Raw genomic sequence first — 23,142 nt, 5'->3', positions numbered from 1 at the left:
TCTGGGAGGTGTGGTGGGCACAAGTACAGGAGAGTGGAATTAAGCCATTGCAAGAGTTCGCACGAAAACTGAGTCCTTATCTTCACGGCATTATCGCATCGGCAAGTTATCCGCTTAACACATGCACATTGGAAGGGATAAACAACAAGATAAAACTAATCAAGCGAATGGGATATGGGTATCGAGATACAGACTACTTCTTCTTGAAGATAAAAGCGGCTTTCCCCGGAAAGCCGCGATGAACCTTTTATTGCCGACATACAGCCAGCCGTGACCACCAGTTCGCCTGGTGAAAAATGCACATCAAGCTTTGCAAAGTGAGTGGACAATGCTTGTCGTAATATCGGCTCGCCTTGAGTATCAGGGTAATGGTTGAGCCTGTTACCCATGCGTTTTATCGAGCGACGGAAACTGCGTTCTAGTTCAACGACCGATTGCTCATCATTGGTGGTGCTAGAAACCCCTAAAGGCCCATTGATTGAGTTGTGAGTCGATGAGGTTTGTCTCACTCTGGAAACTTTACTCTCAAACTGTGCCCATTCAGGTGTTGAGTGAGCTGGCTTATGAGGAGAAACAAAATACCCGGCTTGTGGTCGAGAGTGAATCCAGCCCTGTGACTCTAGCTCTTGGTAGCAACTTACTACGGTCGACATGCTAACGGCTTGTTGCTTAGCTAATTGACGAAGCGAAGGCATACGCCCACCTTCGGGTCTTTTTCCACTTTCAATCTCATTAATAAACTGATTCGCAAGTTTTCGGTAAATGCTCATGGTAACGGTTGTGGTTGACTGTACTGGTTTTTGTTTCAAAAATTGTATCTGTACCCGTTTTGTTGTTCAAGGGATACTTTTTTAAAACAAAAGAGGGGGACAGTATGAAAAGAAATGATTTGTTGTTAGCGGTGTTGGTGATGGCAATTTGGGGATTCAATTTCTCGATGATCAAAATGGGCGTAACCAACGTTCATCCTTTGTTGGCAACGGCCGCGCGTTTCTCGCTAGCCGTGATACCAGTGATATTCTTTGTCGCAAGGCCGAATGTCGCGTGGCGTTATCTCGTGAGTTATGGCTTTGTCTTTGGGGTTGGTATTTGGGGTATGGCATCATGGTCAATCACAGCAGGCCTCTCATCTGGGCTTTCCTCAGTATTGCTTTCAAGCAACGTGCTTATTGGAATGGCAGTTGGGGTATGGGTTTTCAAAGAAAATGCGTCGGTTCGTAAGTTAATTGGTGCGATGTTAGCCCTGTGTGCACTTGCAGTTTTAGTCTCAGCGGCGAAAGGGAATGTCACCGTTAACGGCGTTATCTTGATTATGATTGCAGCGTGCAGTTGGACCTTAATGGGCGTCATTGTTAAGGCTTCTAAAACTAAGCAGGCGTTTGCGTTTAATGTGTGGGGAATGTTGTTTGCACCAGCGCCGTTGGTGTTGTTTGCTGTGATGTTACACGGGGATCAAATCATTTGGCAGGGGATTGAACAATGGGATTGGAACACAACGATTGCGGTGCTGTTTCAGGCTTATCCAACCACGCTATTTGGCTATTGGGTGTGGAACAAGTTGTTAATCCAATATCCACTAAGCACAACTGCACCGTTAACCTTGCTGGTGCCAGTCTTCGCGCTGATCAGCGGATACTTTATGTACGACGAAGTGTTGTCACTCGCTCAAGTAGTGGCATCGGTGTTGTTCTTAATCGGGATTGGTTTGATCGTTAAACCTGCAAAAGCGGTGAGTAGCGGCACATCCGGTGACAGAGAAACGATTGGTGTCAGTAAGATAACGTAGTGATGTTTACTTCAACGTCTAAAAAGCCCTATGGATGTCTAGTTCATAGGGCTTTAGTTTTAATTGTCGATAGGGCTAATTTAGTTAACAAGACATTCTAGAAGGTGGCTTTCGAGATCACTCTCTATGCCCTGACCAATTACCTCAATTCTGGTTTCACTACACTCATCGAGTTCTGATTCTGTCAAACCATCCTCCGTTAAGTTGTAGCCAAAAATACCATTTGGAGTAATGAACACAGCCTTCATACGTTCAACTTTCAAGCCGACTAGAAAGTGTCGTAAACGCTGGTGGTCAAACAGTTTATCGGCTGCAAATCGCCAGCCAATACTCTCGAAGCCTTCGCCTTGGTTGGTCGCTTTGAGCATGCCGCTTTCTGGCATCGGGAGTTCAGATGCAAGTGGCTTATCTTGTTTGTGATCATGGTGGTGATGGTGCCCATGAGCTTGGTGTTGATAAAAACTACTGCTTCCATCAAACTCTTCGTATGGGATCTTACCGTGATGAGCAAAGATCAGCTTAGTGTCAGGGTGACAAACCTGAGCAACGTACTCGGCAAGCATTTCTGCATCAACCTTGTTATAAAGGTCTACTTTATTGCCGACGATCGTATCCGCAATGGTAATTTGTTGGTTGAAAGTATCGTGGTCAGAATAACGAGTATCAGACAGCTTGCGAGCATCTACCAAGGTGATGTTCTTTTGCAGTGACAGCACTTTACGATAATGTTCAGAAGATAATACTTCTAACACTTCTTTTGGGTGGCCAAGCCCAGTAGGCTCAATCAGCAAGCGGTCTGGCTTCGCCTCTGAAAGCAATTGATTGAGTGCTATCTGCATGGGTAGCCCAGCTGCACAACACATGCAGCCACCCGGTAGTTCGCGAATAAAAACTTGCTGCTGTTTGGTTTGCTTGCCTTCGAATAAACTTCCATCAACGCCAATTTCACCAAACTCATTCACCAAAATAGCCCAATTCTCATCGGCTGGTTTGTGCTTCATTAAGTTAAGAATCGCGGTGGTTTTTCCTACTCCGAGAAACCCAGTAATAATGTTGGTCGGAATCCCAATCAAGGGGGACTTATTAGAGTTCATTAGCAATCCTTCTATAGCCTTGAACAAGAGTATGGTTGGCAGAGACAACCGATTCTGAAAACGCCGAGTATTCTGGTGGTACTTTTGAAATGCTGTTTAGATCAAAGCTTGAACCTATGTTGGTCATCGGTGGTACATGAAAATTTTCGGGAAGGTCGAGTCCGTCCACCACGCAGTTATGACGAATCACGCAACCTTTACCAATGACGGCATTGAAAACGACAGAGTTGAAGCCGATAAAGACATCGTCACTGACTTCACAAGGCCCATGGATAATGGAACGGTGAGCGACAGAGGAACGTTCTCCTATGGTCACTGCGGCACCAGCTGTTGAATGAATAACCACACCATCTTGAATATTGGTGTCTCGCTTAATCACGATGGCTTCCATATCGCCGTGTTCATTAACCTCATCGGAACGTATCACGGCATAAGGACCAATGAACACGTTATCTTCAATGATCACCTTGCCACAAATAATGGCGGTTGGATCAATGAAGGCGGTTTCCGATACGTTTGGCATATGGCCGTTAGGGTTTCTTCTTAACATATTGATTTCTTTTTATTGATGGTAATAACTGGTGAACTAGCGCTCGAATGACAGCCTCATTGTTGGAGAGTGATTTGTACCTTAGATCAAGCTCGAATCTGCATTGCTATAAACCTTGGTGCCATTTACCCAAGTATGTTTGATTTGGGAAGAGAACTCGTGACCAGTGAATGGAGACCAAGCACATTGATAAAGGTTGTTTTCCTCACCAACTAATGTTGATGCTTGTGGGTCGACGAGCACTAAATCTGCGAAGTAGCCTTCACGAATATAACCGCGGTTTTGTATCGCATAACGAATGGATGGTCTGTGTGCTGTTTTCTCTACGACTTGCTCTACGGTCATGGTTCCGGCATGTACATGGTCAAACAGAGTTAAGAGGGCGTGTTGTACCAGAGGTAAACCTGCAGGTGCAGGCGCTTGCTCATGAGAAACTTGTTTTTCTTCCCATGTGTGAGGAGCATGGTCTGTAGCGATGATGTCTATTTGATTGGTGCTAAAGGCGGCAAGTAGTGCTGCTCTATCGCTTGGAAATTTGATGGCTGGGTTGCATTTGATTTGGTTCCCTAATCTTGGGTACTCTTCATTACTGAACCAAAGGTGATGAACACACGCTTCAGCGGTTATGCGCTTGCCTTCGATTGGCCCTTTATCAAATAGTGCCAACTCTTTCTCTGTAGTGATATGCAATACACGAAGTTGGCTATTGTTCTTTTTAGCGAGCTCAACGGCATAAGAAGAAGAGGCATAGCTGGCTCTGTCATCTCTTAGGATAGGGTGGTCTTCAATTGTGAAATTGGGTGCATCATTCCTGAGTCGTTGCTGATTTTCAGCAATCACTGAGCCGCTTTCACAGTGGGTCACGGTAAGTAACGGAGAATCATGAAAAATCGCATCCAACGCTTGATGATCTTCGACTAATAGGTTCCCGGTTGAAGCGCCCATAAAGACTTTTATGCCGCAGTGCTTGGCCGGGTCGAGCTGCTTTATCTGCTCTAAATTATCCTCGGTCGCACCTAGGTAAAAAGAGTAGTTAGCCAATGAGCTCTGTGCTGCGATATCAAACTTGTGCTCTAAGGCTTCTATGGTTGTTGTAGCGGGGTTTACGTTGGGCATCTCCATATGGCTAGTAATACCACCGGCGACAGCGGCTCGTGATTCTGTCGCGATTGTGCCTTTGTGGGTTAACCCTGGCTCGCGAAAGTGTACTTGGTCGTCAATCATTCCAGGGATGAGGTAGCTATTGTCTTTGCATCCTTGCTTGACGTGATTAATGATCGCTTCAATATCTTTCATTTTATGTACTAAAACCCTTCTATTTTGATATGTTATAACATATCAAAATGGTGCTGTGAAATGTACCTTACTGCACAGCGTCACTAAAGGGGGGAGGTTGATAGGATTGGAATACAGATGAATGACAGTAAAAGTCAGTTCACTATCAGTGTTAGCATTGACCGATTCGAATTAAATTCTGAAATGATACAAATCTCATATTTAATAATGATTATTTCGTAACTTCTGTTGAGATGGATATCAAATCAAGTAGCTGATTTTATTGGGGATAGGAGAAAAGTCTCAAAATTATTTTTTAGACCGGTAAAGTTTTAAATTCCAATTTATCAATATTAATTGGAATATAGTTCTATTTGACAACTGTTAATCAGATGTTTTTTAGCCATATATGTGAAATTAAGAGCGAGTTATCTTTCTGATTTAAAAGAATAATCTGACAGTTGAAATAAAAAAGTTGGCGAAAATCAGAAGCTTGGCATACACTTTCCTTGTAAACGACCTTATCTCATTGATTGAATACGGTAAATGCTTTGGCGCTACTGTCGATAGTAGCAATGATTAACATAGCTTTGAGGAAAGTTTTATGGCACTCACGAAGGCCGATTTGGCTGAGAACCTGTTTGAGACACTCGGATACAGCAAGCGGGATGCCAAGGAAACGGTTGAAGTGTTTTTCGAAGAAGTTCGAAAAGCGCTTGAAAATGGCGAACAGGTAAAACTGTCTGGTTTTGGTAACTTTGATCTTCGCGAGAAGAACGAGCGACCTGGTCGTAACCCGAAAACTGGTGAAGACATTCCAATTTCTGCTCGACGTGTTGTTACTTTTAGACCGGGACAAAAACTAAAGGCCCGAGTTGAAAATATTAAAATCGAGAAGTAGCCAAGCAATAGACCACGCCTAGCGTGGTCTTTTTGTTTGTATAAGCGTATTTATTCTTGTCTCTCGTTTTCATTCTTTTATCCTATCGTAGCTCAGCTGAAGTTTCACTGCATACTCCTACTCAAAGGTGTTAAAAAGCAAAAAAATAGGATTATGTATTGAAGCAATTACCTGGTTTAAAAGCAATGGCCGCCAAGGCTTCTATATGCAACATATTGTTAAATCATTATTGGATAAGTATATCTAGCACGTAAAGTCATTGGGTTTGTATACTCGTTTCAGGTTGTATTAAAAGTAATAAGCTTCAAAGGTACTTTATAAGAGTGTTTCTGAAATGAGTAAGGGCTGCATTCGCAGCCCTTGTTCGTTTTTATTTTGTAGTAACGGTAAGGTTGTTGTTAAGCCGCTTTTATATGAGTCGTAATGTATGGTTGCCATGCTTGTTGGTACAGCTCTAAAGATTGGCGTCTTAGGCTGTTGATTTGCGCAGCTTCGATGTCGTTGATTGGGCGCTTTTCAGCAATGGCATGACGCTCAATACCTTGAATGATCTCATATAGCTCATGTTCAGGGCCACTTTTCACATCCGCTATCGCTTTTAAGTGAAGTTGAACCTCAGCAATCATGTTGGTTTTTGGTAAACGAACCAACAGGTTAAGGTCACGGTAGCCAGAATCAGCTGGTGACTTAAACTTGTTTTTCACTTTTACTACGTCCGCTTCACGGCTCAGTACTTCGTACACTTCAACTAGGCTTTCTACATCATTAGCGATGATTGTTGCGCGTGCTAGATCGGTAATTTTTGTGTTATCCCCATCCAGTTCCAATTCAATTTTCTCTTGAGCGCGAGCTTGAGATTTAACACCAGCAAATAGAGCGTCTGAATTAGTGAGAAGAGCAGTACTTTTACAGATCGTTTCTAGCTCTGCTTGTGCTTGGTGAGCTTTGCTGTAAAGGATGTCGAAGTCGGTATAAGGCTGAGTTGGACGCGAGTCGAATGCCTTTATGCCATATAGGCCGCTTAGGCTGTGGCGGAATACGTTTGATGAAACTTGGTTTTGCGAAGACGCTGTGCGCGATTGATCAGTTGAACTCGTTGAAACAGGTGCTGCTGCGAATGCAGGCGCTCGGCTCAATACTAGAAGCATTAGGGCCGTCGTACGGAGAAATACACTCATTCAAACTCCAAAATACAAGGTTACAAAAACGGGTAGTTAAAAGGGGTAACCAGTAACGCATAAGAGTAAAAAGCTTAACTAAACTCACTACATATTAAATGGGGCTAGCTAAGACAGAAACCAACTCTAACGTTTAATATTGCTTTAAAATGTGAACATATAGACAAATAATCCAAGCGTTTGTTCCGAAATTTTAAGAACTTTGAACCTAGCCAGTTTCTGGTCTTATTCGAAACCATTTTGGCACTTTAAGCCAAGCTAAGGTTGCTCTTACTTGTCTATACTGTACCCTTACATTATGACTGTTTAACATGAACGAAAGATGAATAATCCTGAATTTTGGCACAATAAATGGGCAGCCAACCAAATTGGTTTCCACCTTGAAGATGTAAACCCACTTTTGGTTGAGTTTTGGAAAGCAACGGACCCTAGCTATGAGAAGAGTGTATTTGTTCCTCTATGTGGCAAGAGTGAAGATCTGATTTGGCTTGCGTCTAAACATGAAGACGTTCAAGGTGTTGAATTGAGCCAGATTGCGGTTCGAGCTTTTTTCTCTGAGCATTTCTACACGCCAACCGTAACTCAAATTAACGGTCAACATGAGCTTTATCAGTTTGATGAGTTGAGTGTTTACACTGGGGATTACTTCACTGCGCCAATTCAGCCGGTCGAGATTATTTATGATCGTGCTTCTTTAGTCGCTTTGCCTGCTGAGATGCGAGTGCAATATGTAGAGCGCTTGAAGCAGTTATTGAAGCCTGGCGGTAAGATCCTACTTGTAACGCTAGACTACGATCAAGACGAAATGGCAGGCCCTCCGTTTAGCGTACCTAAACTGGAAATCGATCAGTTGTTTTCGGGTTACAAGATTACGTTATTGAATCAAGATATTGCAGACGATGAGCATCCTAAGATTGCTAAGAAAGGTTTGTCTCGATTCAGTGAAGAAGTGTATTTGATTGAATCGGAAGTCTAGATTCAGTTTACTTTCGAAGAGATAACACTAATGAAAAGACGGGCGCATCGCCCGTCTTTTTGATCGTTAAGATTCAAGAGTTGAGAATCTGATTAGTAAATCACTTTTACCTTAGATGCGCTGTTGATTGCATCTTCAATCGCGGCTTCTGTGCTCTTACGGCGTGTTAGTGCAACACCAAGGCGACGACGACCATCGATGTCTGGTTTACCAAACAGACGAACTTGCGTTTGTGGTGCCTCTAATGCTTCTGCAAGGCCTTCAAAACGAATGTTCGTTGATTTGCCTTGTCCAAGGATTACTGCAGACGCACATGGGCCATATTGAGTAATTGATTTGATAGGCATACCTGTAAATGCTCGTACGTGCAGTGCGAATTCTGACGAGTCTTGAGACATCAATGTCACCAAACCAGTATCGTGTGGGCGAGGGGATACTTCATTAAAGATCACATGGTCACCTTTAACGAACAACTCAACACCAAAGATACCATGACCACCTAGAGCATTAACCACTTGCTCTGCAGTGTACTGTGCCGCTTTTAGAGCGTTGTCTGACATAACCTGTGGCTGCCATGATTCGCGGTAATCACCATCTTCTTGGCGGTGACCGATAGGCGCACAGAAATGGACACCGTCGACTGCACGAACAGTTAGAAGAGTGATCTCGTAATCAAACTCGATGAAACCTTCAACGATTACACGCCCAGCGCCAGTGCGACCACCTTCTTGTGCATAGTCCCACGATTTTTGGATGTCTTCTTCGGTTTTGATAACGCTCTGGCCTTTGCCTGAAGAACTCATTACGGGTTTAACAACGCAAGGCATGCCGACAAATTCAACCGCGGCAGCGAAGTCTTCAAGGGTGTCTGCAAAGCGGTAAGGGGATGTGCTTAGCTTTAGTTCTTCTGCTGCAAGACGACGAATACCTTCACGGTTCATCGTTAGCTTAGTTGCGTTAGCTGTTGGAACGACATTCAAACCTTGTGCTTCAAGCTCGACCAGCTTGCTGGTGGCAATAGCTTCTATTTCAGGTACCACGTAATCTGGCTTTTCTAGTTCAATAATGGCTTGAAGTGCATCGCCATCTAACATGTCTAGTACATGGCTACGATGTGCGACTTGCATAGCCGGCGCATCTGCATAACGGTCACAAGCAATAACTTCCAAACCTAAACGTTGGCACTCGATAGCCACTTCTTTGCCAAGTTCACCTGAACCTAATAGAAGTACACGAGTAGCATTTTCACGAGTAGCAGTACCAAACATAGAAATTCCTTCCGATCTTTTGAACGATTGATTGAAAACGGGATGATCATACTTATTTAAACGACAAAAGCAAACGTTTGCGTGGGTTGTGGTGTTAATTACAAGCATAAAAAAAGCAGCCCTATAAAAATGAGCTGCTTATTTAAAAAGTTGTTAATTAGATGTACTTAGATTGCTAAGTAAGTCACTGGAATGTCGGGATTAATCGCGTCTAATGTAGATTGCGTATCCGCTAGGTGACTGATGCTACCTTCTGCGATTTCAACCAAAGCAGCACTTTCAATTTGTTCAAAATCGAAGCCAGCCAGTTTCAGTTGAATCAACGCCACTTGCAGAGGGGGTAGGCTCGGGTTGAACGCTGCATTTTCTGCGTAAGCTCCCGTAAAAATCTCACCCGATGTCAGTTGTAGTGAAACACCACTTAGGTTTTTGGTGTAAGGAGCATGGCTACGGTTTAGTGCTGCTAGTGCTTCTACAACAATCGGCGTTGTTTCTTCGGTCGAGTACTTATGATCAAGCTTAGTCATTAGGCCGGTTGTCACACCTAAATCAGCAGGGCCGAAAGAGTCTGGTAGGTACTCTTGCAGAGACATTTCATCGCGTTGTGGAAGCTGAACTTTAAGTTCTTGTGCTGTTGTCAGTTCATTCATGAATTGACGGCAGTGACCACAAGGGCTGAAATTGATTGTGATATCAGAGATTCCTAGCTCGCCCTTCATCCAAGCGTGGCTGATTGCAGATTGCTCAGCGTGAACGGTTTGGCCAAGTTGAGCACCAGCGATTTCAAGGTTTGCACCAAAATACAGAGTACCAGACAAACCACGCACGATTGCACCAACATAAAAGTCAGACAACGGAGCGTAAGAATACGCTGCGGCAAAAGGAAGTAGCGCAATACGTAGTTCGTCATCCGCTAGACCACTTGCTTGCAGTAGGCTGGCAAATTGTTCTGGAGACAATGTCGCGTCAAAGTTGTCTGCTAATACGATGTTACTCAAAAGCGCTTTGATTGCTGTTGGAGCACTTTCCAGCGCCAGGGTAATACGACTGTTCATGTTGAATCCTTAATTGACCTTAGGCTTTAATTCTATGCAATGCTCAGGATTTTTCTGTGATAATGATCACTATAGAGTTGTTGTTGTTACATTGGCTTGCATAATTAGAGTGAGGTCACAGATGAAATCGATTGCAATATAAAAAACTGCCATTGATATCGCACTTATTGGCCTAAACAGATTGCGATTTGTCTGCTATTGCTGACTAAATGCGAGAAAAAAGCCCAAGCTAACACTGAAATAATCAGAGTTCTGCTTGGGCCATTTGGATATTTGTCACACTTTAAAACCGCTAGCTATATCTATTAGGTAACCAATGATCAATCAGCGTTTCAACTGAAATCACGGTGGTTAAGAATAGAACCAAACTACAAGCGAAAATATACTCGGTGCGATGATTGAAGTAATGACGCCACAAAGCACAAGAGCCAAAGAACTGAATGCTGCATCTTCCTGATTCTTTTCAGCACATGTTGCCGTGCCTAAAGCGTGAGACACGGTACCCATGGTTAAACCACGGGCGATAGGGCTCTTAATACCGATGAGATTGTAGATTGGATAAGCAAAGATTGCCCCAAACAGACCAACGATCAATACCAGTATTGCCGCAATCGCTGCTTCACCACCTAAATGGCTTGATACTTCCATCGCAATTGGCGTGGTGACTGACTTACCTAATAAACTTGCAATCAAACTTAGGTCGGCTTTGAAAGCGACGGCAATCATTGCCGCTGTGGTCATCGACATCACACTACCCAGCGTGCATGCAAAGGTAATGATTCGCCAGTTAGCTCGAATTTGAGGTAGCTGTTCATATAACGGATAAGCTAGGGCGACAACCGCTGGCTGAAGCATGTACGTAATCCAGGTGTTGTCAGCATAGTAAGTCTCAAACGGTACTCTAAAGAACGTGAGAATCGGAATGATGATACCAATGCTGATAAGCAGAGGGTTACACAGCGGTGAGTTTACTTTTTGACTTACCCTGCGAGCAAACAGGAATACCACGATGGTGAGTAGAATCCACATGATCAGTTACCTCTCGAAAGCAAGCGGTCTAAGAACCATGACAGGGACACCAATACGATGAGCGTTCCACCAACGGCACTTGCCATAATAGGCAATGCATTGGCGATGAGCATATTGAAGTGATCCATCAACCCAACACTGATCGGAACAAAAAGCAAAATCATTAGGCGGATAATCAAGCTTGCACCCGGCTGCACCCAGTGCGAAGGAACAATACCAATCACCATGGCGGCAAATAGAATCAACATACCAAAAATACTGCCTGGGATTGAGGTATCCAAAAAGTGCTGTAACGTGTTACCTGCTGTAAGTGCACCCATGATTAAGGTGAAAGAGATTAAGCAGTAAACCAGTTGGATTAATCTTTCTTTCAAAGTGTTACATCTCTTGATAATGGAATTAGCTAGCTAACTTTTCTACGTACTGATAAACCGCCTTCAAGATAGCCATTTTTTTCTCGTCACTTTCATGTTCGTGCGCGAGGTTTTCAAGGTTCAGCATGTACTCTTCTAAACGGCTTTCATAAAGTTCACGACAATGGTTCGCCCATTTCAATTGTTCAGCTTCGTTGAGCGTCCATGGGAAGTTACGCGCACGGTAACGGAACAGTAACGGTTTAATACGTTCATCACTGAAGGTGATATCCAAAGCTGCCAAGTTGTTAGGATCAGTTTCGCGAATGATGTTCATCGCTGTTTTATCAGCAGGTGAAAAGAAACCGTCGTAAAGCTGTGTATCTACATCGTCGCTCTGTTCGTACTCACGTTCCTGTGAATATAAGCCAATCAATTTGTCACGAATTTCTGGGTGTTCGCGCAGTAGGGCCAAGTTCTTCAAGCATTGTTGGCGATCGATACCGATGGTTTCGGCATTTTCAGCCGTCAGCGTTTTGGCTGGCGCAAGAATAGGGCACTTGTTCAGCTGAACCAATTTGATTGGTACGGGTAGCTCGTCTTCAGCAAGTTCACTGCGTTTGGTGTAGAGCCTTTCTCTAAGTGCATCTGTATCCAGCTCTAATAACGGACTCGGATCCTTGGCCAAATCAACTACGATAACGGCATTCTGATTGGTTGGGTGCCACGCCATAGGAACAATCCAACTGGTGTAATTGCAGTCACGACCAAACATGCCTGAAACGTGCATCAAAGGTGTCATATTGACTATGTCGACCAGCTCATTCAGCTTACGTTTGTGGCGCATGTTGTAGAGATAATCAAACATCTTAGGTTGTGCGGCTTTGAGCCTTTTCGCGAGTTCAATAGTCGCAATAACATCGGCCATCGCATCGTGCGCGTTTTCGTGTTCAATGCCATTTGCCACAGATAGGTGTTCCAGTTTGAAGCTCGGGAAACCTTCTTCATTGTCTGGCCAAACAATGCCGTCTGGGCGCAAGGCGTGTACGGCACGCATCACATCTAACAGATCCCAACGTGAGTTGCCGTTCTGCCAGCTCCATGCATATGGGTCAATGAAGTTGCGGTAACAGGTATAACGCGTGACTTCGTCATCGAATCGAATGCTGTTGTAGCCAAGGCTTGTGGTGTTTGGTTTTGCAAGCTCAGCATGAATCTTAGCGATGAACTCAGGTTCCGGTAGGCCTTGAGACATGGCTTTTTGTGGAGTGATGCGAGTGATCAGTGCAGCTTCAGGTGCAGGAAGGTAATCAGCAGGAGGTTGGCAATAGATAACCAGAGGCTCTCCAATAACATTGAAATCTTGATCGGTACGAACACCCGCAAACTGACTCGGGCGGTCTTTTGCTGGGCTAACGCCCCACGTTTCGTAATCGAAAAAGAAGTAGGTTGGCTGATTATCTGAACTCATTGAATTTCCTGAACAGCAAGCGCGTAACGTTTACTGTGGCTGAAGATTAGTTTTGTTCAGTATCTGATAGTATGCGGTACGCGTGCAAGCCAGATCACAAATAAATTGCCGGAAAACGGTGCTTTACTATCCAATCGAGCCAATGGGTATGCTTTTGAATCTAATCGTGGCTATCTCTTAGTAATCATAATCTCTCACCTAATCAGATGGAGGTGAAAGTATCAGCTGTACTTTTTGTTTTATGGTTAACTCTCGGTTCTTCAAATCTTTGAATATAGCCTTCCATTCTTGAAAGGTGACGATTATAGGGTTAAAATTGTTTACTGGTTTTGTGACGCCGTAACTAACAGTTTCAACTTCAGGTTCGAACGTACCAAACAACTTATCCCAAATGATCAAAACACCGGCGTAGTTCTTATCGATGTATTGAGGATTTTTGCCGTGATGAACACGATGGTGCGAAGGGGTGTTAAAGATGTATTCAAGTGGCCCTAAGCTCCGTATCCATTGTGTGTGGACAAAGAACTGCAAACCTAGATTTAGAAGTACTATAAAGATGACGCATTTAGGGTCAAAACCTATGATGACTAACGGTACCCAAAATAGCCACATGCCTGCGAATGGGTACATCAAGCTCTGACGAAACGCAGTGCTAAAGTTCATTTGTTCTGAACTGTGGTGTGCCACGTGTGCCGCCCACATCCAGCGAATACGATGGCTTGCTCTATGGAACCAATAATAGAAAAAGTCTTGTAACACCATCAATACAGCAAAACTTAGCATGCCCATCTCGATGTCCATTAAGCGCCAACCGAACATCCAAAGATACAGCTGCATGACCAATAACCCGGTGAGTAAATCGGAGAGTTGATGCATTCCTGCAAGTGTAAAGTTACACATCACTTCTGAAAGCTTATAGCTGGAGTTAGCAGGCAACCGGCCTTGCTTCTGACCGATAAAATACTCAGCCAACATGCACACTACGAATAAGGGCGCTAATACCAACAGTAGCCATTTGGGGTGATTGATTAATGCGTCGATATTCATGTTTTACCCTTGTTGAGACACCAGACGTGTTCTTAGTATCAAGTTTACTTAGACTTGGTAGCCTGTGATTCGGTCAGCAGAATTTCGCTACCAGCGAGCAAAGTGATCTTCTGTTATGCCGAAAACACCATCAAGTTGGTGGGCAATGCCATTGTTGTCTTCAATCGAGCCAGAAAAGTGACCAATGAACTGGCGGAAGTTACTCTTGAGAAGCCATAAATTGAGCTTTTCGCTTCGATTATTAAGGGGGGTAAACGTTAGGTTTATACGTTCATCTTGTGATGTTATCTGCCAAGGTAAATTCGTGTCTCGGCGACTGAAGTTAAACTGTACCGGGTTAAGCAAGTGTCTGGTTCCATTGACCCATAACACGTTTTCGCAGCCGCCCGTTTCATTGACGCCCGCCGCGAGGTTGAGGCCAATATCAGTGCTCTTAGACTGTGTATTGATGCTCGCCCAGCGCCAACTGGTTTCACGCCTCATATAGCCTGACGAAAAGTCATACCCAGCACGAGCTTGCGTGAGGTTTAATGATTTTCCCTTAATTTGGATGTCGCCGCTGATTCGCAAAGCATTGTGCTTTTGGGTGTAAGTCCAACCTGAATAACCTGTTGGGCAGCACATAGCCATGGGCAAGCTGCCGGTTTCAGGGTCTAAAGTGATATCAGCTTTGATGTGCTTGGTATTCAAGTCAACTTTCCATTGTCCGCCTTCGATATTGAAAGCAATGCTTTGGCCAGCAATGCAAGTCTTACCTTCAAATGGTGAAGGTGTTACTTGTTTATCAAACCCAAACGGCCTCAACCAAGATGACTCTTCCAGATGGTTGTTTTCGATGTTGTAGACATAACAAAATGCTGAACCTAAGTAGCGAATATCCGCGATAGCGACACCAATAATGTGAGTTTCTGTGACGATGTTGACAAACTGGAATTGCTTGTAGTGGAAGTGCTTCTGCCAAGGGGCTGCTTTTGAATCCATCGAGTTCAGGTAGTGAAAGCTCTCAATGTTCAGATGCTTTGGGATGCCATCGAAATACCCAATGGTCGGCTGACCATTAGAATCAATCAAATTATGTGGGGCAGGGTTGGTTTTTATCATAGCGATGGTTCACATAAATTTAACAACTGAGGCCATTGTGCGATGAGTTAAGCTGGATTGGGAGGTCATATCCGGACAATAGTTAGGCACTAATCACGATTTTTCCACTATGGATGGTTTATGCTACTTGGCGAATGTTGAGCAGTGAGCAACGATCCTTGAGTCGATAATTGAGTGACAACTACGTTCGGAAAAGGAGAGACGGTTGGAGATCATCGCGGAGTATAAGCCAACCGGACATAGGCATCAGTTGGGTACATTAGATATAGCATTGCTGTTGAATACCTTAGATCAACGAAGTATCGATATTGAAAGGTTGCTCAATGATGTAGGGTTGTCCAACATGGATTGGCGAGAACCGAATGGAAAACTGACATATGCTGATAAGCTTGCGTTATTTAGCGCGGCGAATCAGCGCGTTCCTCACGATGGCCTAGGGCTTTGGTTGGGAGAACATGCTAGCTTGAGCCACTTTGGTGTGTTGGGTTATGCGCTATCGACCAGTCAAAATGTCGGAGAGGCCATCAAGTCGGGCTTTAAATATCTGCGCCTGAATGGGCCTATCTTCTCGGTTAAATTGTTTCTAGATTCCGATCAAGCAGTGATTCAGATTGAGAACACCTTGGAAGTGGGCGAGCTGCTCCCTTTCTGCACTGAGTATTTCTTGAGTTCAATTGCCTCTTTGTTCAAAGAACTGACTGGTCATGAGTTGGATATTCACACTTTGGCTTTGCCTTATGCTCGCCCTAATTACGCCCAGTTCTATGACGAGCGTTTCCAGTGTCAGGTGATTTTTGAACAAAACCATTGTGAACTGCGTTTTGGTGCCTCGGTTTTGTCGCAAACCTTATTGACTCATGATGCCGTGACACTGAAGCGCTATCTTGCGTCTTGCCAGTCGATAGTCGAAACGCTGGACTCTGAGTATCTGCTCACTAACCAGATCAAAACGATCTTTTATCAAACCGCAGGCAGCTTCCCGAATATTGAACAACTTGCGGATGAGTTTGGCTGTAGCTCTCGAACCCTCAGGCGAGATCTAGTGACCTATGATTCCAGCTATCAAATATTGCTGATCGAAGTTCGAGTGGAACTGGCCAAAGAACTGCTGCTCGGTACAACCATGAGTATCGAAGACATCGGTGAAAGGCTCGGTTATAGCGACCCTGCAAATTTCAGAAGGGCATTTAAAGGGTGGCTCAATAAAACGCCCGCGCAGTTTCGTGATGGTCTAAGTTAAGGCGTTACTTACTAAAAAATTCCTCTCTGAAACCGGCGACTTCCTGCTGATAGTAACGGTCCCAATTTTGCTGAGACCAAGTGGCATAACTTGAGGCTCGCTGAGAGTCTAAGCTCGCTTTGAGCTGATCCAATCGCTCGTGATAACTCATCACAGTTTGTTGCTGTTGTGCGACTTGTTGTTCTCGTGCGGCAATGTTGCTGGCCTGCGCTTCATTTAAGTAGGTATTTTGAAGGTCGGCTTTGATTGATGCAATTTCAGTAGGGCTATAACTGGTGGCTATCAAAGACATTGCGAGTTCATATTTTTGAAGTTTTGTTTCGGCGTTTAACGTGCCCATATTGTTTTGCCATTCACTAAGCAAATCTTGATACTTGGTCAAAAACTGGCTCGCTTCATTCACTTCAAGGGAGTGTGCGTCAAGCGTAAAGTCTAAGTGAGCAAACTGATCTGCGAATAGTTGGTGGGCCAACTCTCCCCATACTTGCTGTGCAGACTGCTTGAATAGGGCAACACGCTCTTCAAGAATATCTATGGATTCAAGTGGAATAGTACTTTGGGTTGATTGCCAATCGACTGATAGCTGCGGATAATCACTTAGCAAATCAAACCATATACTCGGCAGTTCTGATTTTAACCGTGCTAATTGCTCAGTGCAGTCATCACGTTGTTGACAAAGCTTCCAAAATTCATCGAGTTCATCGAATAAAGCCTTACCTTCAAGTTTGTTTAAGCTTTCTGCATATGTTTTCCGGTTCAGCGATTCGGCTCTGGCTTGTTTGCTCTGCGATACTGAATTTTCCGGCCTAGCACTTGCAGTTGGTGTGTGATTATCGTAATCAGTTGTCTTGGAAACACGGGGCTTAGCTTCTGTGTGTTGAGCAGAAGATATCTGTGTTTCAGTGGAGTTTGATGACCATGAGTAGCCAACAATGCTCGCCGTTAAGACGAGCATTGTGATTAATAAAACTCGATGCATTATTGATTCACCGAGTTACTTGATCATAGCACTAACAGGGAAGTGGTCTGAAAGGTTGTAGTGCTTCCATAACTCACTGTTTGTTGACCTTGGAACATCCACGCGGTTGTCGTTATGAGTTTTGGCTGCATATTCCGAGCTCACTACCACATAATCAAGGTATTCGACATTCTCGCCACCCGACATAGGTTCGCCTGCAAAGTTGTTGATACGTGGGTCAAAAGTAGAAGCGGTGTAACCTGAATATTGTGGCTCTTCGGCCTGCAAGTTAGCGAACATCTGTTGGTAGTCGCCAGGGAACTTCAGCTTGTTCACGTTGAAGTCACCGCTGTAAACCACAGTTTCTGATGCAGGGATATTCAGAGACTGCGCCAGTGCACGCATTTGCTTGAATTGACGTTGTCGGTAGTCACGAGCGGTGTCTGTATCGAACGATGCTGTGTGGGTGCCGAATACATGATAAGCCTGGCCATTTTTGATGACCTCAGCGTAGTTAACGCCTTTGTCTGCGAAGCAATCTGTACCTGTGCAATCAGGAAAAACGTACTGTGTTTCGTTGACGATCGGATAGCGGCTCACAATGATCACGCCGCCGTCATAGATGTTAATCCCATCCTTATCGAGCATTTTAGTTTGGTATGGGTACTCTTTTGCCAGTTCACGCAAGAACTCATCTCGTCCGTTGGCAAACACTTCTTGAAGCGCTAACACGTCGTAGCCCTTAACGTATTGAGGGATGAGATCATAACGATCACCGATATGCGAAGCGATAGCCGGTAGAGCCCAAATATTGTAGGTCATCACTTTCAGTGTGTTGGCATCCTGTTCTGGCTGCTCATCCACTTTGGGCGGGGTGATGGTGTAATAAATATCATCGTAGCGCGCCGTAGAATCGGCTTTAAGTGCTAGCTCTGCATTGATCCCGAACGCATTGGTTGTGCTGCGATGAATTTTGCGATCGTCGTGCAGTGTTAGGTTGACGTCTGCAGCACTCAGACCATGTCGCAGTGTCGAGTTATACCAATGCCCTTTCATGGTTTGGTTGAACGTAACACTCTCGCCCACAGCGTTCGATACCACAGTGTCAAACTCATAGGTCTTCCCAGATTTCACACCAGTCCAGCGATTGAAACTGATCAGCTTCTTCGTTTCCCAAGGGCCAATTTTCTCAACATGTTGCTGCCACTCATCGCCAAGTTGAAGTAGATCGGTGCCGGTATGGTTGGCTTGAATCGTCATCACTTGGTTGGTGTTGTTGGTCAGATACACATCGGTATCTGCAATAGCAGTGGTTGAAATTAATGAAGCTGATGCAAGTAATGCACTAAGGCAAGTCCATTGAGTTTTCATTTTCACGTTATCCTGACTGATTGGTTTAAAGAATAACGTAGTAAAGAGTTATGACATTGGAGTTATAACTCTATCAGAATTATCCAAACATTAGATATATGCCATGGTTTTATAAATTCGATTACTCATTGAAAATTAACATATTGCTTTGTATGAATGATAAGTGATACGCGCGCGAATAATAGAGTTAGAACATGGGTTTTAGGCGATAAACGAACCAGTGTGGTGTGTTTAGGCAAAAGTTGTGTGTTGGGAAAAGTGAAAGGTGTGAACATTAAGAAGGGACTCCAGCGACAGTTGAGTTCTCTCAACATAAATTTTGCGATTGTTCTGTAATTTACCTTTGTTCAGTAAACAGAGACCTTAAAAACAGGTATGATGGTGCCGTTTTTAATCCTGAACTGGGAAAGTCATGGCAAAGTTAACACTCCAAGAGCAGATGCTTAAAGCTGGCTTGGTAAATGAGAAAAAATTAAAGAAGGCGAAGAAAGGCTCTAAAAAGTCTCGCGTTCAGTCTCGTGAAGCAAAAGCGGCAGCAGAAGAAGCTAAGCTGGCGCAGCAAGCGAAAGACAAAGAGCTAAACCAAAAGTTGAAAGAGCAGCAGTTGAGCAAAGAAATTAAAGCTCAAGTGAAGCAACTGATTGAGATGAACAAGCTAGAACAGAAGAACGGTGAGATCAAATACAACTTCACCGACGGTACGCTCGTTAAATACCTTTACGTAGAAGAGCTGACTCAAAAGCAACTAAGTAAAGGCATTCTAAGTATTGCACGTCAAGGCGAAAGCTATGTTGTTATTCCAACAGCAGTAGCGAACAAAATCGCAATGCGTGACGAAGAGTCTATCGTTGATACGCAAGCGGTTAGTACAGACGAAGTCGACGAAGATGACCCTTACAAAGACTTCGTTATCCCAGACGATTTAATGTGGTAATCCGTTTTACCTAGCTTCATTTGAATGGCTAGTTAAGTAAAATCGATATTTACAATAAAAATGCAGCGAGCAATCATTCGATTGTCGCTGCATTTTTTGTTGGAGCAAATGACTTTGATCTGCACGCGTTGCAAGATGAACACTAAGAACTCAATCGTAGATAAGGTGCGCGTTTTTTTGTTTTTTGGAAGTGCTATCTAAATTGCGAAAAGTCACACTGCTTTTTTCGGTGTTGAGGATATCTTTGTAAGGTAGCACGTCTCGATGGAGGTAGCGAGACAGGTCGTTAAAGGTAGGCTCACTCTACTACAGTTGATTTTTCAAGGCTCTTTTTAAGAAGCTGACAAACTGGCTAGTTAAACCGCTTTTGGGCGCATTCGATGGCCATATGGCGTAGACGCCAATATTCTTTATTTTGATCTCTGGCATAACTTGTATGAGAGTGCCGTTTGCGATTCCTTCTTTTACTAAAAACGTCGGTAAAGCACCAATACCGTAGCCACTGCTTATGAGTTGATGTATGGCGTAAGCGCTGTTTACACTTATGTTGGACTTAGGTCTAAAGTTTCTTTTAAGTGCGCTCGTGAATGAATAGATATTATTTAAGCCAACAGGTGTGAGTTCGATCCAGTCCCATGTTTCGATTTCATCAATCGTTATGTTTTCTTTGTCCGTTTTCGATTTTGCGTATTCGGCGGATGTAACAACGCAACGCTCTACTTCACAAAACTTGCGCGCCTTTAAGCTGCGTCTTCCAGCGAACCCATGCGTATGGCGACGTCGATACCATCTTTTACTAAGTCTCGCTGTAAGTCAGAGAAGTCGAGCCGAATATTTACGTTGGGGTGTAGTTGCGCAAAGGCCCCTATGTGATTCACAAAGTCGGTGCGTTGCAGTACAGCAGGCAGTGCGACACTTAACTCCCCCATTAATTGGGCTGATTGCTTTGTCGCTACGTTCAAAAAGTCTTCCGCTGCTTCTATCATCGCATGAGCTGATACTAGTAGGGTTTCACCATCCGATGTTAGGGAGATTTTCCGTGTGGAACGGTAAAGTAAGGCTACACCTAACTGTTCTTCTAGTTTTGCTATGTGATGACTGACAACGGATGGAGACAAGTGCAATGCCTTAGCTGCCTTTCTAAAGGAACCGTGTTCGACGGTTTTTGCAAAGATTACTATTTGACGTAATTGATTTAACATTGTTCCATCTAATCGAATTATGAAGTTAATTAAAGCCATATTATCATCTAACAAAAGTTTCGATAGAGTAGATTGACTAGTCACATCAAGAACGCTTCTCTATTACTAACTTGATTAAAAGGAATATAGTATGAATACGGTTAAAAAAATAATTATAGTATCAATGATTTCGATTGTTCCGCTTGGTGTCAGTCATGCAGATGCTCAATCAGATAGCACTTTAGCTGTGGCGAAGTCATTTCTCGAAGCTGCTGGCAGTGGCAACGGAGCAAAGTTGATCGAACTAATGAGCGACGATTTTGTTTGGTATAATGAAGGTGATAAACGTCTCCCTTGGATCGGCCCTTGGAAAGGCAAAGAGGAAGTTATGGGTAAGTTTATGCCCGCATTTGGTAAAGGTTTGACAGTTACAAGTTGGAGTACTGACTACAGTTTCGCTAAAGCTAATCAAGCGGTATTTATGGGGTCGATGAGCGCTATTCTCAAAAAAACTGGTATGGATACGGGCAAATTCACATGGGCTGTTCGTGTTCATGTAGAAGACGGTAAAGTACAAAGCTGGAATTGGATGGAAGACAGTTATGCGGTATCCAAAGCTTATACTGACAACTCACAAGCTAACAAAGCTACTGTAGAGACGTTTTATACACTTCTTAGTAACCCCGGTTCTGAAGAAGCGGCAAAGGCTTTCAGTGCTAATACGACGGATGACTGGGAAAGTATCGGTAACTATTCTGGCAAAAACAAATCGAAAGGTGCTTTTTTAGGTCAAATGGGATACTTCGCAAAATTAATTCCAGACTTAAATTGGAATATCGAAGAGATGACTCATTCTGGTAATCATGTGACTGTACGAGGCCGAGCAACCGGTACGCCAAAAGGCCCTCTATTCGGCGTTGATGGTGCGGGTAAGAGTTTCGACATTATGACAATTGATATTCATACTATAGAGAACGGCAAAATCGTTAAATCGCATCACGTCGAAGATTGGTCTGGTGCGTTAAATCAGCTAAAAGGCAAGTGAATCTAAAAATAAAAGCGGGGTGGTTAGATTATCGGCCACCTTTATTCACAGTGACCTAAGACATTTATAGTAGCCTGAGGCGTTAGTAAATATCTCTCCTTGTTTAATTGGAATGGATTCATGTACATGAAGTCAAAATTGTGCCGCCACAGTTTATAAAACAACACACTAAAACGAGCAAGAACGATGAATCAGCTTCGAGACTTTCTAGGGGCATTTGGGATTACGATACCTAAAGGTTCAGTGGCACTAACTCCCATATTCCACAACCATTGAAGGTGCAGAAAACAAGCAATAATGAGTGTCCATTATGTTTAAATCAATGGAACGAATTCAGAAGTCGACTAATTTATCCGCTACGTTAATTATATGTTGTAGCCTCATGTCGAAACCGACGTAAAACAACCAACTGGAAGCCGCATAACCACGCGCTAATTGACCGTGATTCTATAACCTTAAACTCTAACGAAGTAGTCGAAAATTTTAGTGATATTTTGCCAATAACTTGAGCATGTCACTCGACGAGTAAATTTCGATATTTTGGAAATTATTTTCGAATAATCGGAACAACATTGTTTTGGCTACGTCTTCCGATTGAATAGGGCGTAGGTTTTTGAACTTACCAAACATAAATGGGGACAGCAGAGGCAAGACACTTTGCAGGAGTTTTTCATCAGCTCTTGGTTTATCACGCTCACCAACTAGCGGGCCTGGACGTGCGATGAAAAGCTGTTTGAAGCCAATACGTTTTAAGTTTTGCTCCATTTGCCCCTTGCAACGTAGGTAGTGCGAATAAGAATCCGGTGATGCGCCATAGCTAGAAACGACCGCGATACGTTGAACCCCAAGAAACTTCATCGACTGCGCCACTTGGCTAACCAATTCTACATCGACTTTGCGAAGTGCTTCTTTTGAGCCTGCCTTTTTCTTAGTCGTACCTAAGCAGATAAGGCCAAGGTTAGGCGTCGCATTCGTGTCATCCCAACTCGTGACTTGCAGGTCATTGTGAATAAGAGTTTGAAGCTTATTGGAGTCAAATTGAGAATTTAACGCTCTGCGAGATAGGGCATAGATATGCTCAACGGCAGGTTCATCGATGAGCAACTTCATCACGTGATTGCCAATTAGCCCTGTTGCACCAGCCACCACAACCGATGTTTTGTCTCCAGAAATGCTCATCCTAATCCCTTGTTCACTCTACAAGTGTTTGTTTAATATAAATAGTGTTTGAATTTTAAGCGAATAAAAGTTTGTTAAACGAGTTCTTAGTAGTGTGTGGGGAGTCACCTGTTTATGGAAAAAGAGATGATTTAGCTTGGTCTGAGATAT

23 protein-coding genes and 1 pseudogene are annotated in these 23,142 nt (G+C 43.7%); 7 read left to right on the top strand and 17 right to left on the bottom strand.

Annotated elements, in window-relative coordinates:
* Positions 1–242, top strand: a 242-nt coding sequence (locus tag L1D11_RS14435; RefSeq protein WP_239834706.1) for a transposase, incomplete at its 5' end; no start/stop codon positions are given.
* A 3-nt stretch (positions 243–245) separates the two neighbouring features.
* Here L1D11_RS14435 and L1D11_RS14430 read toward each other — a convergent pair.
* Positions 246–770: pseudogene (locus L1D11_RS14430) on the bottom strand (GntR family transcriptional regulator); the annotation flags it as partial.
* Positions 771–874: 104 nt separating this feature from the next.
* Between L1D11_RS14430 and L1D11_RS14425 the strand changes: the two are divergent.
* On the top strand, positions 875–1,786 hold the full coding sequence (locus tag L1D11_RS14425) for an EamA family transporter (protein WP_239834707.1): 912 nt from the start codon (positions 875–877) through the stop codon (positions 1,784–1,786).
* Between the two features lie 80 nt (positions 1,787–1,866).
* Here L1D11_RS14425 and L1D11_RS14420 read toward each other — a convergent pair whose 3' ends face one another.
* From L1D11_RS14420 to L1D11_RS14410, 3 genes are all read right to left on the bottom strand, one after another.
* Positions 1,867–2,880, bottom strand: a complete 1,014-nt coding sequence (locus tag L1D11_RS14420; RefSeq protein ID WP_239834708.1) for a GTP-binding protein — start codon at positions 2,878–2,880, stop codon at positions 1,867–1,869.
* Positions 2,870–3,430, bottom strand: coding sequence for a carbonate dehydratase (locus L1D11_RS14415; RefSeq protein WP_239834709.1), 561 nt, complete (start codon positions 3,428–3,430; stop codon positions 2,870–2,872). The genes L1D11_RS14420 and L1D11_RS14415 overlap by 11 nt, the downstream gene beginning before the upstream one ends.
* A gap of 81 nt (positions 3,431–3,511) precedes the next feature.
* Positions 3,512–4,762 (bottom strand): dihydroorotase, encoded by a 1,251-nt coding sequence (locus L1D11_RS14410; RefSeq protein ID WP_345772762.1) that lies wholly within the window; start codon positions 4,760–4,762, stop codon positions 3,512–3,514.
* A 547-nt stretch (positions 4,763–5,309) separates the two neighbouring features.
* Between L1D11_RS14410 and ihfA the strand changes: the two genes are divergently transcribed.
* Positions 5,310–5,606 (top strand): integration host factor subunit alpha, encoded by a 297-nt coding sequence (gene ihfA / locus L1D11_RS14405; protein ID WP_004734853.1) that lies wholly within the window; start codon positions 5,310–5,312, stop codon positions 5,604–5,606.
* A 398-nt stretch (positions 5,607–6,004) separates the two neighbouring features.
* Here the strand turns inward: ihfA and L1D11_RS14400 are convergent, their stop codons facing one another.
* Positions 6,005–6,784, bottom strand: coding sequence for a RelA/SpoT domain-containing protein (locus L1D11_RS14400; RefSeq protein WP_239833948.1), 780 nt, complete (start codon positions 6,782–6,784; stop codon positions 6,005–6,007).
* A 322-nt stretch (positions 6,785–7,106) separates the two neighbouring features.
* Between L1D11_RS14400 and L1D11_RS14395 the strand changes: the two genes are divergently transcribed.
* Positions 7,107–7,760 carry a thiopurine S-methyltransferase gene (locus tag L1D11_RS14395; RefSeq protein ID WP_239833947.1) on the top strand — a complete coding sequence of 218 codons (654 nt, stop codon included), beginning with the start codon at positions 7,107–7,109 and terminating at the stop codon, positions 7,758–7,760.
* Between the two features lie 92 nt (positions 7,761–7,852).
* Here L1D11_RS14395 and purT read toward each other — a convergent pair whose 3' ends face one another.
* The 7 genes from purT to L1D11_RS14360 form a co-directional block, all read right to left on the bottom strand.
* Positions 7,853–9,028: a formate-dependent phosphoribosylglycinamide formyltransferase gene (purT, locus tag L1D11_RS14390; RefSeq protein WP_239833946.1), complete on the bottom strand. Its 1,176-nt coding sequence runs from the start codon at positions 9,026–9,028 to the stop codon at positions 7,853–7,855.
* A gap of 167 nt (positions 9,029–9,195) precedes the next feature.
* A complete protein-coding gene (gene cdd, locus L1D11_RS14385; RefSeq protein ID WP_239833945.1) occupies positions 9,196–10,083 on the bottom strand; it encodes a cytidine deaminase in 888 nt (295 codons plus the stop codon).
* 351 nt (positions 10,084–10,434) lie between these two features.
* Positions 10,435–11,112 (bottom strand): LrgB family protein, encoded by a 678-nt coding sequence (locus L1D11_RS14380; RefSeq protein ID WP_239833944.1) that lies wholly within the window; start codon positions 11,110–11,112, stop codon positions 10,435–10,437.
* A 2-nt stretch (positions 11,113–11,114) separates the two neighbouring features.
* Positions 11,115–11,486 carry a CidA/LrgA family protein gene (locus tag L1D11_RS14375; RefSeq protein WP_239833943.1) on the bottom strand — a complete coding sequence of 124 codons (372 nt, stop codon included), beginning with the start codon at positions 11,484–11,486 and terminating at the stop codon, positions 11,115–11,117.
* A gap of 25 nt (positions 11,487–11,511) precedes the next feature.
* Positions 11,512–12,936, bottom strand: coding sequence for an exodeoxyribonuclease I (sbcB, locus tag L1D11_RS14370; protein WP_239833942.1), 1,425 nt, complete (start codon positions 12,934–12,936; stop codon positions 11,512–11,514).
* A 198-nt stretch (positions 12,937–13,134) separates the two neighbouring features.
* Positions 13,135–13,983 carry a sterol desaturase family protein gene (locus L1D11_RS14365; RefSeq protein WP_239833941.1) on the bottom strand — a complete coding sequence of 283 codons (849 nt, stop codon included), beginning with the start codon at positions 13,981–13,983 and terminating at the stop codon, positions 13,135–13,137.
* A gap of 87 nt (positions 13,984–14,070) precedes the next feature.
* Complete coding sequence (locus L1D11_RS14360; RefSeq protein WP_239833940.1) at positions 14,071–15,084, bottom strand: DUF2804 domain-containing protein; 1,014 nt, start codon at positions 15,082–15,084, stop codon at positions 14,071–14,073.
* A 205-nt stretch (positions 15,085–15,289) separates the two neighbouring features.
* Between L1D11_RS14360 and L1D11_RS14355 the strand changes: the two genes are divergently transcribed.
* Positions 15,290–16,324, top strand: a complete 1,035-nt coding sequence (locus tag L1D11_RS14355; protein WP_239833939.1) for an AraC family transcriptional regulator — start codon at positions 15,290–15,292, stop codon at positions 16,322–16,324.
* A gap of 4 nt (positions 16,325–16,328) precedes the next feature.
* Here L1D11_RS14355 and L1D11_RS14350 read toward each other — a convergent pair whose 3' ends face one another.
* Both L1D11_RS14350 and L1D11_RS14345 read right to left on the bottom strand, forming a co-directional pair.
* Positions 16,329–17,279, bottom strand: coding sequence for a chromosome partitioning protein ParA (locus L1D11_RS14350; protein WP_239833950.1), 951 nt, complete (start codon positions 17,277–17,279; stop codon positions 16,329–16,331).
* Positions 17,280–17,318: 39 nt separating this feature from the next.
* Positions 17,319–18,653 (bottom strand): sphingomyelin phosphodiesterase, encoded by a 1,335-nt coding sequence (locus L1D11_RS14345; protein ID WP_239833938.1) that lies wholly within the window; start codon positions 18,651–18,653, stop codon positions 17,319–17,321.
* Between the two features lie 412 nt (positions 18,654–19,065).
* Between L1D11_RS14345 and L1D11_RS14340 the strand changes: the two genes are divergently transcribed.
* The gene (locus L1D11_RS14340; RefSeq protein ID WP_239833937.1) at positions 19,066–19,587 is read left to right on the top strand and encodes a DUF2058 domain-containing protein; all 522 of its coding nucleotides are present in this window, start codon (positions 19,066–19,068) and stop codon (positions 19,585–19,587) included.
* Positions 19,588–19,737: 150 nt separating this feature from the next.
* On the opposite strand, the gene L1D11_RS22760 is transcribed toward L1D11_RS14340, so the two are convergent.
* Both L1D11_RS22760 and L1D11_RS14335 read right to left on the bottom strand, forming a co-directional pair.
* The gene (locus tag L1D11_RS22760; RefSeq protein WP_345772755.1) at positions 19,738–19,845 is read right to left on the bottom strand and encodes a hypothetical protein; all 108 of its coding nucleotides are present in this window, start codon (positions 19,843–19,845) and stop codon (positions 19,738–19,740) included.
* A gap of 482 nt (positions 19,846–20,327) precedes the next feature.
* The gene (locus L1D11_RS14335; RefSeq protein ID WP_239833949.1) at positions 20,328–20,789 is read right to left on the bottom strand and encodes a LysR family transcriptional regulator; all 462 of its coding nucleotides are present in this window, start codon (positions 20,787–20,789) and stop codon (positions 20,328–20,330) included.
* Positions 20,790–20,919: 130 nt separating this feature from the next.
* Here L1D11_RS14335 and L1D11_RS14330 point away from each other — a divergent pair, with 130 nt between their 5' ends.
* Positions 20,920–21,813 carry a nuclear transport factor 2 family protein gene (locus tag L1D11_RS14330; protein ID WP_239862596.1) on the top strand — a complete coding sequence of 298 codons (894 nt, stop codon included), beginning with the start codon at positions 20,920–20,922 and terminating at the stop codon, positions 21,811–21,813.
* A gap of 483 nt (positions 21,814–22,296) precedes the next feature.
* Here L1D11_RS14330 and L1D11_RS14325 read toward each other — a convergent pair whose 3' ends face one another.
* Positions 22,297–22,992, bottom strand: a complete 696-nt coding sequence (locus tag L1D11_RS14325) for an NAD-dependent epimerase/dehydratase family protein (protein WP_239833883.1) — start codon at positions 22,990–22,992, stop codon at positions 22,297–22,299.
* Positions 22,993–23,142: the final 150 nt, after the last annotated feature.

Origin of the sequence: Vibrio sp. Isolate32 (genome assembly GCF_022397955.1) — a bacterium.
Lineage (GTDB): Bacteria > Pseudomonadota > Gammaproteobacteria > Enterobacterales > Vibrionaceae > Vibrio.
This window is presented reverse-complemented; position numbering and strand designations above follow the sequence as displayed.

What these genes read in the sequence shown, in the direction of transcription:
- L1D11_RS14345 (WP_239833938.1), bottom strand. Translation starts at nt 18,653, where the DNA reads ATGAAAACTCAATGGACTTGCCTTAGTGCATTACTTGCATCAGCTTCA.
- L1D11_RS14330 (WP_239862596.1), top strand. Translation starts at nt 20,920, where the DNA reads ATGAATACGGTTAAAAAAATAATTATAGTATCAATGATTTCGATTGTT.
- L1D11_RS14395 (WP_239833947.1), top strand. Translation starts at nt 7,107, where the DNA reads ATGAATAATCCTGAATTTTGGCACAATAAATGGGCAGCCAACCAAATT.
- cdd (WP_239833945.1), bottom strand. Translation starts at nt 10,083, where the DNA reads ATGAACAGTCGTATTACCCTGGCGCTGGAAAGTGCTCCAACAGCAATC.
- L1D11_RS14425 (WP_239834707.1), top strand. Translation starts at nt 875, where the DNA reads ATGAAAAGAAATGATTTGTTGTTAGCGGTGTTGGTGATGGCAATTTGG.
- L1D11_RS14335 (WP_239833949.1), bottom strand. Translation starts at nt 20,789, where the DNA reads ATGTTAAATCAATTACGTCAAATAGTAATCTTTGCAAAAACCGTCGAA.
- ihfA (WP_004734853.1), top strand. Translation starts at nt 5,310, where the DNA reads ATGGCACTCACGAAGGCCGATTTGGCTGAGAACCTGTTTGAGACACTC.
- L1D11_RS14365 (WP_239833941.1), bottom strand. Translation starts at nt 13,983, where the DNA reads ATGAATATCGACGCATTAATCAATCACCCCAAATGGCTACTGTTGGTA.
- L1D11_RS14400 (WP_239833948.1), bottom strand. Translation starts at nt 6,784, where the DNA reads ATGAGTGTATTTCTCCGTACGACGGCCCTAATGCTTCTAGTATTGAGC.
- L1D11_RS14380 (WP_239833944.1), bottom strand. Translation starts at nt 11,112, where the DNA reads ATGTGGATTCTACTCACCATCGTGGTATTCCTGTTTGCTCGCAGGGTA.
- sbcB (WP_239833942.1), bottom strand. Translation starts at nt 12,936, where the DNA reads ATGAGTTCAGATAATCAGCCAACCTACTTCTTTTTCGATTACGAAACG.
- L1D11_RS14415 (WP_239834709.1), bottom strand. Translation starts at nt 3,430, where the DNA reads ATGTTAAGAAGAAACCCTAACGGCCATATGCCAAACGTATCGGAAACC.
- L1D11_RS14360 (WP_239833940.1), bottom strand. Translation starts at nt 15,084, where the DNA reads ATGATAAAAACCAACCCTGCCCCACATAATTTGATTGATTCTAATGGT.
- L1D11_RS14340 (WP_239833937.1), top strand. Translation starts at nt 19,066, where the DNA reads ATGGCAAAGTTAACACTCCAAGAGCAGATGCTTAAAGCTGGCTTGGTA.
- purT (WP_239833946.1), bottom strand. Translation starts at nt 9,028, where the DNA reads ATGTTTGGTACTGCTACTCGTGAAAATGCTACTCGTGTACTTCTATTA.
- L1D11_RS14325 (WP_239833883.1), bottom strand. Translation starts at nt 22,992, where the DNA reads ATGAGCATTTCTGGAGACAAAACATCGGTTGTGGTGGCTGGTGCAACA.
- L1D11_RS14420 (WP_239834708.1), bottom strand. Translation starts at nt 2,880, where the DNA reads ATGAACTCTAATAAGTCCCCCTTGATTGGGATTCCGACCAACATTATT.
- L1D11_RS14350 (WP_239833950.1), bottom strand. Translation starts at nt 17,279, where the DNA reads ATGCTCGTCTTAACGGCGAGCATTGTTGGCTACTCATGGTCATCAAAC.